This is a genomic window from Bradyrhizobium sp. SZCCHNR1093 (genome assembly GCF_032381175.1).
Lineage (GTDB): Bacteria > Pseudomonadota > Alphaproteobacteria > Rhizobiales > Xanthobacteraceae > Bradyrhizobium.
This window is the reverse complement of record NZ_JAUHJJ010000008.1, coordinates 41772-58350: the sequence shown is the minus strand read 5'-3', so window position 1 is coordinate 58350 and position 16579 is coordinate 41772. Positions and strand designations below refer to the sequence as shown.

General features: G+C 67.1%; 10 protein-coding genes. 2 read left to right on the top strand and 8 right to left on the bottom strand.

Going from position 1 to position 16579, the window contains the following annotated elements; all coding sequences use genetic code 11:
• Positions 1-475 precede the first annotated feature (475 nt).
• The 7 genes from QX070_RS23515 to QX070_RS23485 all read right to left on the bottom strand — a co-directional run bounded on the left by QX070_RS23515 (position 476) and on the right by QX070_RS23485 (position 8187).
• The gene (locus QX070_RS23515) at positions 476-745 is read right to left on the bottom strand and encodes a hypothetical protein (RefSeq protein ID WP_315739511.1); all 270 of its coding nucleotides are present in this window, start codon (positions 743-745) and stop codon (positions 476-478) included.
• Entirely contained in the window at positions 742-1872 is a 1131-nt protein-coding gene (locus QX070_RS23510) for a PepSY-associated TM helix domain-containing protein (protein WP_315739718.1), read from the bottom strand. The genes QX070_RS23515 and QX070_RS23510 overlap by 4 nt, the downstream gene beginning before the upstream one ends.
• 273 nt (positions 1873-2145) lie before the next feature.
• Positions 2146-3597 carry an aldehyde dehydrogenase gene (locus tag QX070_RS23505; protein WP_315739510.1) on the bottom strand — a complete coding sequence of 484 codons (1452 nt, stop codon included), beginning with the start codon at positions 3595-3597 and terminating at the stop codon, positions 2146-2148.
• 9 nt (positions 3598-3606) lie between these two features.
• On the bottom strand, positions 3607-4356 hold the full coding sequence (locus tag QX070_RS23500) for an ABC transporter ATP-binding protein (RefSeq protein WP_315739509.1): 750 nt from the start codon (positions 4354-4356) through the stop codon (positions 3607-3609).
• On the bottom strand, positions 4349-6019 hold the full coding sequence (locus QX070_RS23495) for a branched-chain amino acid ABC transporter ATP-binding protein/permease (protein WP_315739508.1): 1671 nt from the start codon (positions 6017-6019) through the stop codon (positions 4349-4351). The genes QX070_RS23500 and QX070_RS23495 overlap by 8 nt, the downstream gene beginning before the upstream one ends.
• The gene (locus QX070_RS23490; protein WP_315739507.1) at positions 6016-6891 is read right to left on the bottom strand and encodes a branched-chain amino acid ABC transporter permease; all 876 of its coding nucleotides are present in this window, start codon (positions 6889-6891) and stop codon (positions 6016-6018) included. Before QX070_RS23490 ends, QX070_RS23495 begins: the two co-directional genes overlap by 4 nt.
• Before the next feature lie 78 nt (positions 6892-6969).
• Positions 6970-8187 carry an amino acid ABC transporter substrate-binding protein gene (locus QX070_RS23485; RefSeq protein ID WP_315739506.1) on the bottom strand — a complete coding sequence of 406 codons (1218 nt, stop codon included), beginning with the start codon at positions 8185-8187 and terminating at the stop codon, positions 6970-6972.
• Positions 8188-8204: 17 nt separating this feature from the next.
• On the opposite strand from QX070_RS23485, the gene QX070_RS23480 reads away from it, so the two are divergent.
• Both QX070_RS23480 and QX070_RS23475 read left to right on the top strand, forming a co-directional pair.
• The gene (locus QX070_RS23480) at positions 8205-9299 is read left to right on the top strand and encodes a helix-turn-helix domain-containing protein (RefSeq protein WP_315739505.1); all 1095 of its coding nucleotides are present in this window, start codon (positions 8205-8207) and stop codon (positions 9297-9299) included.
• 1069 nt (positions 9300-10368) lie between these two features.
• Positions 10369-13434 carry an ATP-binding protein gene (locus QX070_RS23475; protein WP_315739504.1) on the top strand — a complete coding sequence of 1022 codons (3066 nt, stop codon included), beginning with the start codon at positions 10369-10371 and terminating at the stop codon, positions 13432-13434.
• 8 nt (positions 13435-13442) lie between these two features.
• On the opposite strand, the gene QX070_RS23470 is transcribed toward QX070_RS23475, so the two are convergent.
• Positions 13443-16562 (bottom strand): NAD(P)-binding protein, encoded by a 3120-nt coding sequence (locus QX070_RS23470; protein WP_315739503.1) that lies wholly within the window; start codon positions 16560-16562, stop codon positions 13443-13445.
• Between the last annotated feature and the right edge of the window lie 17 nt (positions 16563-16579).

Below are 16579 nucleotides of genomic sequence, written 5' to 3'. Positions count from 1 at the left end.
GAAGCCTTCAAAAGAAGCGCATGTCGCGGGGAAGAGCGATGCGATCGCGTCGGCTGATACAACTCACGACACCGATCGTCTCGAACTCATCGAAATGATTTCGATCAATCATACGATGATAACTAATCACATTGCCACTTTTGAATCAATCTTTGCTTTCAAATGCGCCACATCTCCGCCGCGCCGCGCGCAGATCGGAGAAGGCATCGAGACATTTGTATCTGCTTGTTTCCAGGCCGGAGTGACGCCGCTCGCGTCGGCGCTCGCTGCGCGAGACCGATCACGCGCCGCCGACGCAGCGCGCTGCCATCGCAATGAGGCGCCGCGCGAGAGAGGACGCGTGAGAGAAGAGATGCGTGGGATCGTTGGCCGGCCGAGCGCATCAGGGTCATCGCGCCGGGCGCGTCGTCCAGCAGCGCGGATCGAGGTCAATGATGCGGGGTATCTTCCGCCGACCGACGGCGGACGTCAGCGCTCAGAGCGGCAGATCCTGCGTCCCGGCCTGAGCGCCTTGCGCTCCGGCCTTCGCGCCGCGGCTTAGTTTCGTGCCGTACGCGAGCGACAGCAGAATCGGAATCGACAGCCCGAGCCAGCACAGGCCGTCCCAGAGCCCGTCGCCGAACAGTCCGAAGGTGAGCCCGGCTGCGGCGACCAGGCCGATCAGCAGCGGCGCACGAAACACCTGCCAGGTCGAGAGTTGCGCGACGCGGGCAGATGGCGTCGCCGATGCGGCCGAGGAGCTCATGGCGACACCACCGCGGGCGCTGCCGACCTAACGACGCCGGACACCTTCCTGCGGAAGCCCCAGCGCTTGGCGGCCCACAGATAGAGTCCGCTGCACAGCACGATGATCGTGATGACATCGAGAACGGCCCAGATGATCTTCAGCGGCAACCCGCCGTAGTCACCGAAATGCAGCGGCCGCGATACCTGCAACGCGGTGAGATACCAGGCGAGCTTGGGCGCGACCATCTTGCTGCTGTCCTGGGCGTCGACCAGAACCGGCTTGAACATGCGCGCGGTGAACGGCGTGCGGCCCTTGGTCCAGATCATCAGATGCTGCGGGCTGCCGAACCGTGTCGTCGTCGGCAGGGTGATGGACGTCACCAGCCGGTCCGGAAACGCGGTGCGGACGGCGCCAACGGCGGCCTCGATCGATTTTGCCTCCGCCAGCGGCTTGCCCTGATAGGGCGCGAGCAGCGCCGGCATGGTCTTCGCGCGCCAGAGATCGAACAGCGGCACGGCAAGCGTGTTGATGGTGCCGGTCAGACCGACCGCGAGCGCCCAGCTCACCGTGACGATGCCGAGCAGATTGTGCAGGTCGAGCCATTTCAGCCGGGCCGAGCGATCCCGCACGGTGCCGAACTGCAGGCGCCGCATGAACGGCCAGTAGACGACGACGCCCGAGACGATGGAAGCCGCGAACACCAGTCCCATCAGTCCGAGAAAGAGCTCGCCCGGCAGGCCGGTGAACATGTCGCGGTGGATGCGCAGGATCACGTCCATGACGTCCTGATGCGGCGCCTCCTCGCCGAGAACGACGCCGGTGCGCGCATCGACGGTGAGGCGATGAAACTGCCCGGGCACCGGAATGGCGGTCGGCGACATCGCGACCACAATCAGCGGCTCCGCCTGCTTCAGGCTCACGAACAGCGCATGCTGATCCGGCAATTGCTGCTTGGCCGCCGAGATCAGGCGGTCGAGCGGCAGCAGCGGCGTGTCGGCCGGCATCGCCGGCGCGGCGATCTCGTCCTCGAAGAGATGATCGATCTCGTCATGGAAGATCAGCGGAAGCCCGGTCAGGCACAGCATCAGCAGAAAGATCATGCTGATCAGCGACGTCCACGTATGGACCTGAACCCACAGCCGCATGCGCTCGAACCCACCCTTCTTCATCGACGTTGCACGTGATGATCCGAACGTCCGGCAAGAGAAGGGCCGCAGCAAACTGAATCGATCTAAAGCCGTTGGAATTTCTTTAAAGTAGCGCGCCTGTCTGCCGCAACCAGCGGAGCTACAACGTGAATTTCGATCGCGCCTCGCACCATCGACACATATCGAAAAGCTGCCGCGCATGGCCGCGCGGAATGCAACCGGCTCTGGCTGCATCCGACGATGCGCCAGGGCCGGGCCGCAAACGCCGTCTCAGAATGGATAGTGCCGTTCGCCGGTCTGCACCGTGATCCAGCGCAGCTCGGTGAACTCGTCGATCGCGGCCTTGCCGCCGAAGCGGCCATAGCCGGAGGCCTTGACGCCGCCGAACGGCATCTGCGGCTCGTCATGCACCGTCGGCGCGTTGACGTGGCAGATGCCGGACTCGATGCGCTTGGCGACGCCGATCGCGCGAGCGATGTCGCGGCCGAACACCGCCGACGACAGACCATATTCGGTGTCGTTGGCGACGCGCACGGCCTCGTCGACGCCGCCGACGCGCACGATCGTCACCACCGGGCCGAAGCTCTCCTCGCCATAGATGCGCATCGCCGGCGTGACGTGATCAACGATGGTCGCGGGCATGATCGTGCCGGTGCCGCGGCCGCCGGCGGCCAACACGGCGCCCTTGGCCACCGCGTCCTCGATCAGGCCGCCGACACGGTCGCAGGCGGCGGCGCTGACCAGCGAGCCCAGCACCACATCGCCCTTGCGCGGATCTCCGTAAGGCAGGCTGTTGGCCTTGGCGGCGAACTTTGCGACGAATTCATCCGCCACCTTGTCGTCGACCACGATGCGCTCGGTCGACATGCAGATCTGGCCCTGGTTCATGAAGGCGCCGAACGCGGCGGCGTTCACCGCGGCGTCGAGATCGGCATCGTCGAGAATGACCAGCGGCGCCTTGCCGCCGAGCTCGAGCAGCGCGCGCTTCAGATGCCTGGCACAGGCGATGGCGATGAGACGGCCGACGCGCGTCGAGCCGGTGAAGTTGACGCGGCGGATCGCGGGATGGGCGATCAGCGCCTCGACCACCGCCTGCGCATCCTCGGGCGCATTGGTGACGACGTTGACGACGCCGTCGCCGAGACCGCCTTCGGCCAGGCACGCGCCGATCAGCCGGTGCACGCCCGGGCTCATCTCCGAGGCCTTCAGCACCACGGTGTTGCCGCAGGCGAGCGGCATCGCCACCGAGCGGACACCGAGGATGACCGGCGCATTCCACGGGGCGATGCCGAGCACGACGCCGACCGGCTGGCGATGCGCCAGCGCAATGTTGTCGGGCACGTCGGTCGGGATCACCTCGCCCGCGATCTGCGTCGTCATCGCCGCGGCCTCGCGCAGCATGCCCTCGGCGAGATGCACGTTGAAGCCGGCCCAGCCCGCCGTGGCGCCGGTCTCGGCCATCATCAGCGCGATGAACTCCGGGGCGTTGCGCGCCAGCGCATCCGCAGCCGCATTGAGCCGCTTGCGGCGCTCGCCCGGGCCGAGCCGGGACCACGCCGGAAATGCCGCCGCGGCGGCATCGGCGGCGCGCAGCGCGTCATCGATCGACGCCGCCGCAACGATGGTTGCGATCTCGCCGCTGATCGGATTGAGCCGCTGGAAGGTACGCTGGTTGGTGGCGGACTGGTCCTTGCCGCCAATCAGGAGATTGATCGCGTTCATGGGGCGCTCCTAGGTCGATGGGGTTGATGCGGTTGCGGAAGCCGGCGCGCGCGACTGGCCGAGATAGGCGCGCTGGATGTCGGGATTGTTCTTCATCTCGGGCGCCGGCCCCTCGCCGGCATTGCGTCCCTGCTCGATCAGGTAGACGCGGTCGGCGATGTCGAGGCTGGCGCGCGCGTTCTGCTCGACCATCAGGATGCCGACGCCATCGCCGCGGATCGTCTTGAGCGCGCGGAACACCTCGCGGCTCAAGAGCGGCGACAGGCCGAGCGACGGCTCGTCGAGCAGCAGCAAATCGGGCCGCGACATCAGTGCGCGGCCGATGGCGACCATCTGCTGCTCGCCGCCACTCATGGTGCGCACCGCCTGCCCCATGCGCTCGGTGAGGCGCGGAAACAGCGCGAGCACGTGCGCCAGCCGCGCGGCCTCGCCGTCGCGGGCGCGCGAAGGATAAGCGCCGAGCTGGAGGTTCTCGGCGACGGTGAGATCGCCGAACACGCCGCGGCCCTCCGGCACCAGCGCGATGCCGCGCTCGACGATCAGATGCGGCGCGAGCGAGCCGATGTCCGTCCCGCCGAGGCGGATCACGGACCCGGCCGATGGCCGGATCAGTCCCGCGATCGCCTTCAGCAGCGTCGACTTGCCGGCGCCATTGGCGCCGAGGATGGCGACGATCTCGCCGCGCGCGACCTCGAGCGCGACATCGGTGAGCGCCTGGTGCTTGCCATAGGCGTGCGACAGCCGCTTGATCTCAAGCATCGGGCTCTCCGAGATAGGCTGTGATCACGGCGGGATCGGCCAGCACCTCGCCCGGCGTTCCGCGCGCGATCACGGTGCCGGCGCTCATCACGACGCAGCGGTCGCACAGCGCGCGGATCGCATCCATCACATGCTCGACCATCACGATGGTGATGCCGCGGTCGCGCAAGGAGGCGATCAGCTCGATGCCGGTCTCCAGCTCGGTCGGATTGAGCCCAGCCAGCCATTCGTCGAGCAGCACAAGACGCGGATGCAGCGCCAGCGCGCGGGCCAGCTCCAGCCGCTTCTGGTCGATGTAAGTGAGGTCGCCCGCCGGCATCTCCGCCATGCCATCGAGGCCGACCAGGGCGAGCAGCTCATGGATCGATTCTGCGGCCGCACCGGTCTGGCGCGTGCGGAACAACGCCGCCGCCGCGACATTCTCGGCGACCGTCAGGTCCGGCATCACCCGCACCAACTGGAAGGTGCGGGCGAGACCAAGCCGCGCAATCCGGTGTGCCGCAAGACCGCTGATGACGATGCCACCGAAGCGGATCGTGCCGGCCGAGGGCACGAGCGCGCCCGAGAGCATGTTGAGCAGCGTCGTCTTGCCGGAGCCGTTGGGACCGATCACGCCGAGGATCTCGCCGGCGCGGACGTCAAGGCTCACACTGTCGACGGCGCGCAGGCCGCCGAAGGATTTGCCGACGGCCTCCGCAACGAGCAGCGGCCGACCGTCCTGCTCGGGCTTCGCGGGCACGACCCGGCGCTCCCGCCGCCAGGTGCTGTCGACGAGGCCGATCACACCGCGCGGCAGCGCCATCACGATGCCGATGAAGATGAGGCCGAGCACGATGCTGAAATGATTGGGCAGCGCCGCGGTCAGCACCTCGAACAGCAGCACCAGCGGGATGACGCCGAGCACCGGGCCGATCAGCGATCCCGCGCCGCCGAGCAGCGCCATGATTACGACCTGGAACGAGATCATCGGGTTGAACGCGATCGCCGGATCGATATAGGTCCAGCGCGGCGCCATGATCGCGCCGGTCACCGACATGAACACCGCGCTGAGGATGAAGACCCCGAGCTTCACCGCGGTCGCATCGATGCCGGAATGGCGCGCGGCGATCTCGTCGGCGCCGATCGCGCGCAGCGCCAGGCCATAGCGCGAGCGCGTCAGCAGAAAGCCGGCGAGGAAGACCAGCGCCGTCAACGCGCAGAGCTGCCAGTACAGCATCTCCTGGGTGATGTCGCTGAACAGATAGCGGCCGACCGATTTGTGGATGTTGACCTCGTACCAGATCACGAGCTGGCGGATCAGCTCGGCGAGGCCGAACGAGAAGATGATGAAGTAGATGCCGGACAGCCGCAGCGTCGACAGGCCGGTGATGGCCGCGACGACAGCGCCGACACCCGCAGCGGTCATCAGTTGCAGCGGCCAGCTCAGCGTCTCGCCCGTCACCGCCGCCGTATAGGCGCCGATGCCGAAGAACGCAGCCGTCGCCAGCGAGACGTAGCGGGTCGGCCCGGAGAACATTGCCCAGGCGGTTGCCAGCACGGTGAAATAGAGAATGCTGATGCCGAGCGCGAGATAGTAACCGTTGGCGTAGAGCGGCAGCGCTGCGACCGCAGCAACGCCCGCGCCCCCAATGCACCAGGCCAGAAGCTTTCCGGGGCTGATCACGACGCCGCCTTTCCGAACAGTCCGGTCGGCCGGATCAGCAGCACGGCCAGAAACATCGCAAACGTCGCCGCCAAGGTCAGCCCGGGATCGACCAGCCGCGCCACCGCGGTCTCGACGACGCCGAGCAGCAGCCCTGCGGCCAGCGCGCCCATGACGTTGCCGACGCCGCCCATGATCACCACCACCAGCGCCTTCATCGTGAACACGACGCCCATCGAGGCATTGAAGGTGAGGAACATGCTGACCAGCACGCCGCCGGCCGCGACCAGTCCACCGCCGAACGCAAACGCCAGGCCCGCGAGCCAAGCGACATCGATGCCGACCAGCCGCGCGGCATTGGCATCGACCGCGACGGCACGCACGGCTGTGCCGATCCTTGTTCGCGTCAGCGCGAGATAGACGCCGGTGCCGATCAGCGCGGCGAAACCGAGCGCGACCAGCCGGTTCACCGCGAGCGTCGAGCCGAGCACCGTCACGGGAATGGAGAGATAGCTATAGCTGTAATACTGCCCGCCGAAGGCCACCAGCATGACGCCCTGGATCACGAACAGCACGCCGAAGGTGACGAGGATGCTGTCAACCTCTTGCGCGCCGGCGTCCTTGCTCCGGCGGATCAGACGCTGCAGCAGCAGACGATAGAGCAGCCAATTCAGCAGCCCCGCCACGGGAATCGCGAGCAGCAGCGCCAGCAGCGGGCTCAGCTGCAGGCCGGAATAGAGCGACAGCGTGCCGAAGGCGGCCGCGACCAGCGACTCGCCATAGGACAGGTTCATGATGCGCGCCACGCCATATTGCAGCGTGAGTCCGAGCGCGATCAGGGCATACATGCCCCCCAGCACCAGGCCGGGCAGCAGGATGTCGAACATCAGCATGGGGCGCGTGCCTCTTGCGCGAAGCCCGCGGACGCACGCCGGATCACGCGCGCCCGCGAGCTCACGACCTCGTTCCGGCTATTTCCATTCCGGCTTCGGCACGACAGCGGCGCGTGCGCCCGGCAGCGAGGCCGGCGCCAGCGCATAGAACTCGCCGTTCTGCCACTGGCCGACGCCCCACACCTCCTGCAGCAGGCCGTCCTTCAGCTTCACCTTGCCGATGATCGTGTCGAAGGTGCCTTCGCGGATCTCCTTGGCGACCGCGGCGCGATCGACCTTGCCGACCTTCTCGATCGCCTGCTGCAGCACCTGCAGGCTCGCATAGGTGATCGGGCTCGCCCAGCGATCCGGCTCCTGCCCGGTCGCCGCCTTGTGGCGGGCAAGATAATCCTTGAGCGCGGGCGCGTCGGCATTCCAGCCGCCGATGCCCATGACGCCGTCGCTGCCCGCGCCGAACTTGCCCTTGAACAGCGGAAACGCCGTGCCGACGCCGACATAGAAGATCTTCGGATTGTACTTGAGCAGTTGTGCCTGCTCTGTCAGCCCGATCGTATCCGGCGGATAGCTGAAGGCGACGAAGGCATCGGCATTGCTCGCGATCGCATCCTTGAGCAGCGGCTGCAGATCCTGCGACCCCATCGGATAGGTCTTGTCGTAGGCGACGGTCAGTCCGGCCTTCTTGAAGGCCTCGCGCCCAGCGGCGGCGAGCTCGATGCCGAACTGGTCGGCGACGCTGACCATCGCGACGGTGCCGCCGATCTTGCCCTCGCTCTTCAGCTTGCCGAGCAGCTCGGCGAGCGCATTGGAAATCTGCGCCGAGGTGCCGAGCCAGAAGGTGGCATTGGCCCAGCGCTTGGCGAGCTCCGGCGCCTTGTCGGTCACCGACGTCACCGCGAGATGCGGATAGCCGAGCCGGTTGAGAGTCGGACCGACCGCGAGGTTGAGACCGGTGCCCCAGGGCGACAGGATGAAGTCGACCTTGTCCTGATTGGCGAGGCGTTCGATCGCCTTCACCGCTTCTTCCGACGAGCTGCGGTCGTCATATTCGACGATCTCGACCGGCAGGCGCTTGTCGCCGAGCTTGATGCCGCCGGCCGCGTTCACGTCCTTCACCCAGAGCTGGTAGTTGGGCAGCGTGGTGATGCCGGCGCCGCCGGCATAGGGGCCGGTCTTCGAGATCGCATAGCCGATGCGGATCTTGTCCTGCTGGGCCTGGGCGGCCGATACGGCAAAGCCGGCTGCGATCGCCGCCGCTCCCGCGATCCGCAACACCTGACGACGGTTGGTCGAAGTCATCTGTCTGTCCTCCTCCCATGTTCACGCGCGCGGACCGCGCGGGTGAATCGGTGACGTTCCTCTGCCCCGACGTCGTCCGCGGTTTTTGTTTGCGGTCGTCGGGACTTGACGAGGGAAACACCGCAGGCTTGGGTGGCGCAATGGACAGTTCCGGTAAAAGAGTGCACTTTTCTGGGGTGACGATTGCGCGTAATGCCGCGCCTCGGACGCTGCCGCCGACGGCCCGTGGCACCCCGGCAGCACTCGGGGCCGAAGCCATTCCCTCGCATTTCGAGGCACGGCGCTGGGCCCTGCGCTCGGATGCCGCGCGGCCGTTCGTCCACCTGCTCTGCCTGACCGCCGGAACGGCCTCCGTGCGCTTCGCCGAAGACGAAATCCAGATCTGGGCCGGTGCGGCGCTGGTCTGGGTACCGGCGGGAGGGGCCGAGCATCTCGACGTCGCGGCCGGTTCCGCCGGCCATCTCCTGCGGCTGCGCTCCGGGCTCTGGCACCGCCACCTGCCCTCCTCGGCCGAGCCCGCCTATCTCGACCTCGCAGGCACGGGGGCCGTCCTGGCCTTCTCCGTCACGGCCGAGTTCGCGGCGATCATCGCGCGCTCGATGGCGGCGATCGCAGCCGAGATCGAAAATCCCTCACGGCGCGGCGCGGCCTCGATCATGTCATCGGAGCTGACCCTGTGCGTGCTGCGCTTCTGGCGGCTGTTTGCCGACGAGAGCGCCGGCGAGGCGCAAGGCTCCAGCGCCGAGATCCTGAGCCGCTTTCGCCGGCTCGTCGAGGAACGCTTTCATCAGCAACTGCGGGTCGCCGACTACGCTGCGCTGCTCGGCGTAACGCCGGATCGCCTGCACGCGCTGTGTACCCGCATGCTGCAGCGGTCACCGAGCGCGCTGATTCAGCAACGCGTCATTCAGGAGGCGGCGACCCGGCTCGAAACCACCACCGCGACGATCAAGCAGATCGCCTTCGCGCTCGGCTTCAAGGACAGCGCCTATTTCAACCGCTTCTTCGTCAGGCACACCGGTCAATCACCGGGCGCGTGGCGCAAAGGTGTTTCGTCGCAGCGGACCAAAGGCCAGTCACGGGCCATCCTCAACTTCGCCGACTGGCCGTGACAGAGTGGCGCAGCCAGGCGCCTCGGTCACCCTCTTCGTCATTTCAGGACGACGCGTCAGCGTCGGACCAGCAAATCTCAGGCTCGGACGAGCGGCGCAACCGATGGATGCTCAATGCGCCGAGAAACGCATTTCCGCTGCGCGATCAAGCTGATTTGGCCTGTCCAGTCCCCGCGCCCAAAATATTCCGCTTTCGTTTTTCCGGAAATCATGGTTCTATCCCCCCATCCCGTCTCGAGCTGAGGGGCGTATCGCGGTCGTCACGACATGCGAGGCGGGGAGCGGTGGGCGTGGTGGATTGCAGCGCGGGTTGCTCGCGCCGACGAACAATCCGCCACGCACGGTCAAGTCGCTCGGTCCTGATATCCCGATGCTGATATCAACTCACGTCGAGGCTTTGCTTCGCGTGGGGATGGTGGCCAGAAAGCCCGGCGCACCAGGGAGAAAGCGAAGCAGCCGTTCAACCATCGCGCAGGGAGGGCCGGATTTCCGGCTGACCTGTGGTACCTGCCGCCTGCATTTTTTTCGCAGGCGGGCCACGGGCCTCAGTCGAGGTCCGGCCTTCCCTGCGCCCTCACGCTTTCCCGGGGGCCTCACGATGTATCACCCGGACGGGCCATCCGCCGCGGGATCGCGAGATCATGCGCGACTCTCTCCGCAGGAGAGGCGACCTGTTGTGCCCACATCGAAGGCAAATCGTCGCAGCCTTGAACGGTCCCGCCAGCATCGAGGACTCCCGAGGGAGCCGTCCGACATCGTTCCCGCTCCCCGGAGCGATCGCGAGTATTGCGGCACCGTTGCTACCTTGCCACGAATGCGCTATGAGTTGGACATGATCAGCCGGTCCTGGTCGCGCTCAAAATGCCAGTACCGCAAACCGATGCATCGCGCTCGGCGCGCGACGTCGGTCGATACGGACGCCGTGACCGCGCCCGCATCGCCAGCTCCGCGCTTCGCGCTCATTCGCATTCCGTAGCCGTGTCCGGGAGCCCGAACGCAGATGGATTGTGAAACCTGTGGTCGCCCCAATCCACCGGGCTCGGACGTATGCGGCGGGTGCGGCGGGGCGTTGCGGCAGCCGTCATCCGATACGACGACGAGTTCGCGCCTGCTCGGCATGCATCGCGCCGAGCGGCGGCAGGTCACGGCGCTGATCTGCGATCTCGTCGGCTCCGTCTCGCTCACCGTCAGGCTCGATCCGGAGGATATGACCAGCGTCATCGACGCCTTCCTGACGACCTGCGAAAACGTCATCGGCCGCCATGGCGGCGCCATCACGCAATATGCCGGCGACGGCGTGCTCGCGTATTTCGGCTATCCGCGTGCCGGGGAAGACGATGCGGCCACCGCGATCCGCGCCGCCATCGCCCTGCGCGACGCCGTCGGCCGGCTCGAGGCGCCGCACGGACAGGCGCTGCGTCTGCGCATCGGCATCGCCACCGGCCTCGTCGTGGTCAGCGACCTGCTACCCCGCGCCGACGGTCGCCCGGTCGACATCGTCGGCGAGACGCCGAATCTCGCGGCGCGGCTGCAATCGATCGCCGCCCCCGACAGCATCGTCGTGGCCCGGACGACCGAGCGCATCGCGCGCGGCATGTTCGACTTCCGCGATCTCGGCACGTTCGCGCTGAAGGGATTCGCCGCACCGGTCGAGGCGTTCGAGGTGCTGGAAGAAGCCGCCGTCGCGAGCCGTTTCCACGCCCGCATTCGCGGCGAAAGCTCCCCTCTGGTCGGACGCGACCAGGAGCTGGCGCGTCTGTTCGATTGCTGGGCGGCGGCGCGGTTCGGCAGCGGACAGGTGGTGCTGCTCCATGGCGAGCCGGGCATCGGCAAGTCGCGGCTGGTCGAGGAGCTGCGCCGGCGCGTAGCCGACGTCTCCCAACTGCAGATGATCTGGTACTGCAGCCCCACCCGCTGTGACAGCGTGCTGTATCCGATCTCGGAACAGCTCGCGCTCATCGCCGGCTTCGACCGCTCCGACGGCGCTGCGACGCGTCGCGACAAGCTTGATCGCTTCATGAACGAGCACGGCGTCGGCGACGCCACGGCGCGCGCCGTGCTCGCCGATGTCCTGGGCGTCGCTCCCGAGCCGGACGGTCCGCTGCAGACGATGACCGTCGAGAAGCGCTCGGAGGTCACGCGGGAGACGCTGCTCCGGCTGATCGACCTGATGGTGCCGACCGGGCCCGCGCTGCTGGTGCTGGAAGACGCGCATTGGAGCGACACGACCACGCTGGAGCTGCTCGATCGGGCGATCCGGCGCGCCGGACAACGCCGCTGGCTGATCGTGGTCACGGCGCGGCTCGAATATGAGCCGCCCTGGGCCGCGAGCCCGCAGGTCACGCGGCTCCAGCTCGGACGATTGAGTCACGGCGACGCCGAGCGGATCTGCGCCCATGTGGCCGCTTCGGCCGCGCTGCCCGCGACGACGCTGCACCAGATCGTGAGCCGCGGCGAGGGCATCCCGCTGTTCCTGGAAGAGCTCGCGAAGTACGTCATCGAAGCCTCGGCGGCGCCGGCTTGGGACGGTCATGCGAGCGTGGCCATCCCCGCCTCGGTGCAGGATTCCCTTGTGGCGCGGCTCGACCGATTGGGACCGGCGCGACGGATCGCCAATCTCGGCGCCGCCATCGGCCGCCGCTTCAGCTACGATCTGTTGTCGGCCATCGTGGCGGAGCCCGAAGCCAGGCTCGGCGAGAGCCTGGATCAGCTCGTCAAGTCCGGCCTCGTGGAGAGCAGCGGCGCGCCGCCCGACAGCCTCTACACGTTCAAGCACGCGCTGATCCGCGACGCCGCCTACGAGTCCCTGCTCCGGCGCGAACGCCAGACATTGCACGGCCGGATCGCGGCCGTGCTGCGCGATCGCTTTCCCGAGACGCGGGACACCGAGCCGGAGTTGCTGGCCTACCATTTCACCGAGAGTGGCGCGATCGCCGAGGCCATCCCATTATGGGCGGCCGCGGGTCGGCGTGCCGCCTCGCGCGCCGCGCATGTCGAAGCGGCACGACATCTGCAAACGGCGCTCGACCTGCTGCGTCATCAATCCGCCGAGGGCGAGCGCGCCGGACTGGAGCTCGAGCTCCTGATCGGGCTTGCCGTCAGCCTCGCCGCCTCGCGCGGCTACACCGTGCCCGAGGTCGGCAAGGCGCTTTCCGAGGCAAGGGCGATCTGCGACGCGCTCGGCAACACCGCCGGCCTGTTCGCCGTGCTGCGCGGCATCTGCAGTTTCCTGATCATCGCGGGCGATCTCGACGGTGCCGAGGAGATGGCGCATCTGTGCCTGGGAATCGGCGAGCAGACCGGCCTCCCCGAGCACCGGATCGAGAGCGGCATTGCCTTGGGCTACATTCTCTTCGCCAGAGGCGACCTCCCCGCCGCGCGCCGGCTGCTGGCCGCCGCGGTGCAGCTCTATCAGGTGTCGGACGGCGCGCGGCTGCCGCAACTGTCCTCGCAGGATCCGCTGGTCGCCGGCCAGGCCTCGCTGCTGCAGGTGCTGCATGCGATGGGAGACGATGCCGGCGCGGCCGCGATCGCCAGCGATCTCATCGCGCATGCGCGTCGGCTCGGACGCCCGTTCGACCTCGCCTGGGCGCTGTCGTGGCTCGCCTTCTATCAGCTCGCACGCGGCGACTATGAGGATGTCCTCCTCGCGACCGAGGAGGCCCTGAGCATCTGCCGCGACCATGGCTATCCGCTCTATCAGCTGGTGGCGGGCAGCCTGGAGGCGCACGCCCGCGGCCATCTCGGCAAGAATCCAGACGAGGCGCTCGCGGCTGCGTGCGAGGCACTGCCGGCGTTCCAGACGCTCGGCATGATGCATTTCTCCTGCTTCTATCTCGGCGAGGTCGCCGGCCTGCAACTGATCGTCGGCAAGACGGCCGAGGCGATGCAGACGATCGACGCGGCGATCGACGCCGCGCGGCGCTATGGCGACGGCTATTTCCTGTCGCCGCTGCATCGGCGGCGCGCCGAGATCCTGGCCGCCCTGCCCGACACCGCACCGGGGCAGGTGACGGCCGCGCTACGCGAGGCCGTCGCGGTCGCCGAGGCGCAAGGCGCGTCGGCGTTCCTGCGCCGGGCAGCGGCGCGGCTCGCCGCCATCGACGATGAAGCGCCGAGGCGACAATCGGCGTGACGAGCTGCTCAGGCCATGGGGCTGGCCACGGCGACGGTGAAATCGATCTCGGCCCAGATGCGCGTGGTCGCGGTCAGGACGAGCCTGCCGTCGACGGGCGTGCCGAGCCCGAGATCGCGAATGAACGGCAGGCTGTCGAGAGCGCTCATCTCGATCGACCAGCTGCCCGACTGCAATTGCCAGCTGCGCAGCCCCGTCAGGTCGAGCGCGCCGTTCAACAGCGTCTTGTAGCTCGCCGCGGTGAGACTGTCCGCCGACCGCGCCTGCTTGAGATAGAACACGGGGATCGGCAGGCCCCAGACGCCGCCCAGGAACGACGCCATGCCCGGCCCGCTCGTGAGCTGCTTCATTCGCTCTTGGTCGGCCCCCGCACAGAGCTGCCGGAACGCATCCGCCGGAGAGGCCGCTGCCGTCGGGAGCGATCCCGCCGTGCCTTCGATTCGGATGATGCGCTGCTGGGAGGCATGGGCCTCCGGCCCGTAGCTGGCAATCGCCAGCCCCGAGACGTCGAACGGATCGTTCGATGGTGCGCTGGTCGGCTGGGCGATGGTCGCGTGATATTTGGGAAAGCCCCAGAGCTCCTGCCCCGCAACCACCGACCAGGCATTGTCCACGAACAGATAGGCCGGCACGAAACCGATCGATTTCGGCAGCAAAGCGCCGCGCTCATAGCTGCCCACCAGGAGCCACAGCCCGATATCGGTCTCGGACATCGTCCCCTGCTCCGCGAACGGCGGCGTGGCGGCCTGGCTCTTGCGCACCTGGATGACGTTGACGAAGGCCATGTCCAGCATCACGCGGAACTGGTCGCGGCCGGCGACGCGGTTGAAGGAGCGGTCGAGAAATCGCTGGCAGGCGCCGAGGTCGGCCGGCACGGCGAAGCCGTAGAAGGTCGAGTCGTTGCAGAGGTAGGGAGCCGGCGGAAGCGTGATCCATCCGGCGTAGTTGACGTAGGCGTTGGTGATGTAGGGTTCGGGACTGGTCGAGACGATCGGAATGTAGACGCCCGACAGCGCCGAGGCGGCGGCAAGACCGGACATCGCCGCGACCTCCACGCATCCGGCGTTGATCTCGGGCACGCGGGTCCAGTCGCCGGCGAGGAAGAGATTGTCGTAGCCGGACTTGCCGGGCTCCATCCGATGCCGCAGCGTGCCCGGCAGGCTCAGCACGTAGCGCTCGCTCGGATTGATGTTGGCGCGCCAGAACTGAAAGTCGAGCCGCGCCGATCCGCTGATGTCGCTCGGCGCGTGCAGGAGATCCCAGCGGAACGTGCTGCCGCTGCCGATGTTGGTCCACAGCGTATCGAGCCAGGACGTCATCCAATCCTTGGATGCGTTCTTCACATAGTCCGCGGCAAGCTGCTCGTCGTTCGGCGCGCTCTTGTCACTCATGATGGCGCAGTAATAAGCGACCGAGCGCGGCCCCGGCGCCGGCCAGTCCTCGGCCGGCAGCAATTGCGACATGTCGGAATAGGTGTCGAGCGGCGGCTTGCAGGTGGTGACGATCGGCCCCATCGTCTCGAGCGACGGCCCAGGCGCCACGTAGGGACCGCCGAGATCTGCGACCGCGCAGTCGAGCCAGAGCTGCAGCGCCATGGTGCGCACGGTTGGGAGATTGGCCACCATGTCGGCCCAGGCCGGCTTCTGCTGCACCAGAGACTGGCAGATCTCATTGAGCGCGCCGACCGAGATGCCGAGGACCACCTTGTCGAAATCCTCGCCGAGCTGCAGGCTGAGCCGCGCCGCCGGGGGCGGCTGCGGCGGGTTGGGAGGACCATAGGCGTTCTCGAAATTGTAGCCTTTCAGCGCGTAGTACTCGCCGTTCTCGATCTCCTTCCATTTGGGCTCGGACGGCCAGCACCAGTAATCCTTCACCAGGACCAGGGGATCATATTTGCCATCGACGAACTCGACCTGCTTGTCGATGTGGATGGTCGCGATGTTGCTGCCGTCCTCGGTCGGCTCGAGACTCGTGACCTTGTGAAAGAACTTGAAGCTCACGCCGCGCCGCGCCAGCACCTGGTAGATCGGCGTGCAGATCGTATCCCCCATGCCAACGACGGATTTATAGAAGAACGCGCCCTTGTAGGTGAAGAACAGCCGCAGCAGTCCCTGAACGGCCGAGCAGGCCGACACCTGCTGCTGCGACGGCTCGCGGGAGCCGTTGCGAAAGGCGAAGATGTATTCATAAAGAGCGGTCACGATGGCGTTGTTGGCAGCCTCTTCATCCTGCTGCGCCAGAAAGCTACGGAATTCGTACCGGTCGAGAACCTCCAGGCCGTCCGTCAGGCAGTCGTTCTCGATGATGCCGAGCAGCATGCAGATGCCGAGATTGGCGAGGATCAACAGCCGGCGCAGGCCTTCCTCGAGGCCGTCGATCGTTTGGTGCTGCTTGACGATGCCGCGGAACGCATGGAGCAGCGCCGCCATGTCGCCCTGGGCATCGCGGCGGATCGCTTCGACGTCACTGTGCAGCTTCTCGCCGACGCGGTGGGCCAGCAGCAGCAGCGGATGGCCCTTGCCATCAGGCGAGACGGCCGCCAGCCGGGCCCGCCGCTCGGCGGGCATGGCGGCGATCACCTTCGCCAGCTCGGCATTCTGGTCGCCCGGCCAGTCGTCGAGGTAGTAGTTCAGGTTGAAGATGATGCTGGCGATGGTCCGCAGCAGCAGGGTCGAGAGCGGCGGCACGATGTTGTCGGCGGGTGCCCACAGGCTGTCCCGGCCAGGATAGACCGATTCATCGACATCCGGCTGGAACCAGAACGGCCAGGGCAACCATTGGCCATCAATGTCCTCGGCGTAGAAGATCTCGTTCTGCCGCTTGAACGCATCATCGATCGTCCTGATCGGATCGCTCGGCGGCGCATCGAGTGCCTTCAGCGCTGCACGCAGGATGGTGAAGGCATTCTCGTAGAAGCCGGCCCAGATATGCAGTCCGTGCTCCTCGATGCGCTGGCCCTGCTTGGCGTTGCGTCCGCTGGCGGTCTTGCCCCCGAGGCGCCAACCGAGCTGATACAGGGTGATCTCGTAGCGCTCGCCGCGCGGATCGATCTCGCTCAAGGCAAAGGCTGCGCTCAACGCGCCGATGCCGCCGCCCAATATCGCCACGCGGGTTTTTCTTGCTGCCATGTCGATGATCCTGCCCT

Bases quoted from the DNA above. Each gene is read 5' to 3' on its own strand.
- QX070_RS23515 (WP_315739511.1), bottom strand. From the start codon at position 745: ATGAGCTCCTCGGCCGCATCGGCGACGCCATCTGCCCGCGTCGCGCAA.
- QX070_RS23510 (WP_315739718.1), bottom strand. From the start codon at position 1,872: ATGCGGCTGTGGGTTCAGGTCCATACGTGGACGTCGCTGATCAGCATG.
- QX070_RS23505 (WP_315739510.1), bottom strand. From the start codon at position 3,597: ATGAACGCGATCAATCTCCTGATTGGCGGCAAGGACCAGTCCGCCACC.
- QX070_RS23500 (WP_315739509.1), bottom strand. From the start codon at position 4,356: ATGCTTGAGATCAAGCGGCTGTCGCACGCCTATGGCAAGCACCAGGCG.
- QX070_RS23490 (WP_315739507.1), bottom strand. From the start codon at position 6,891: ATGCTGATGTTCGACATCCTGCTGCCCGGCCTGGTGCTGGGGGGCATG.
- QX070_RS23485 (WP_315739506.1), bottom strand. From the start codon at position 8,187: ATGACTTCGACCAACCGTCGTCAGGTGTTGCGGATCGCGGGAGCGGCG.
- QX070_RS23480 (WP_315739505.1), top strand. From the start codon at position 8,205: ATGTTCACGCGCGCGGACCGCGCGGGTGAATCGGTGACGTTCCTCTGC.
- QX070_RS23470 (WP_315739503.1), bottom strand. From the start codon at position 16,562: ATGGCAGCAAGAAAAACCCGCGTGGCGATATTGGGCGGCGGCATCGGC.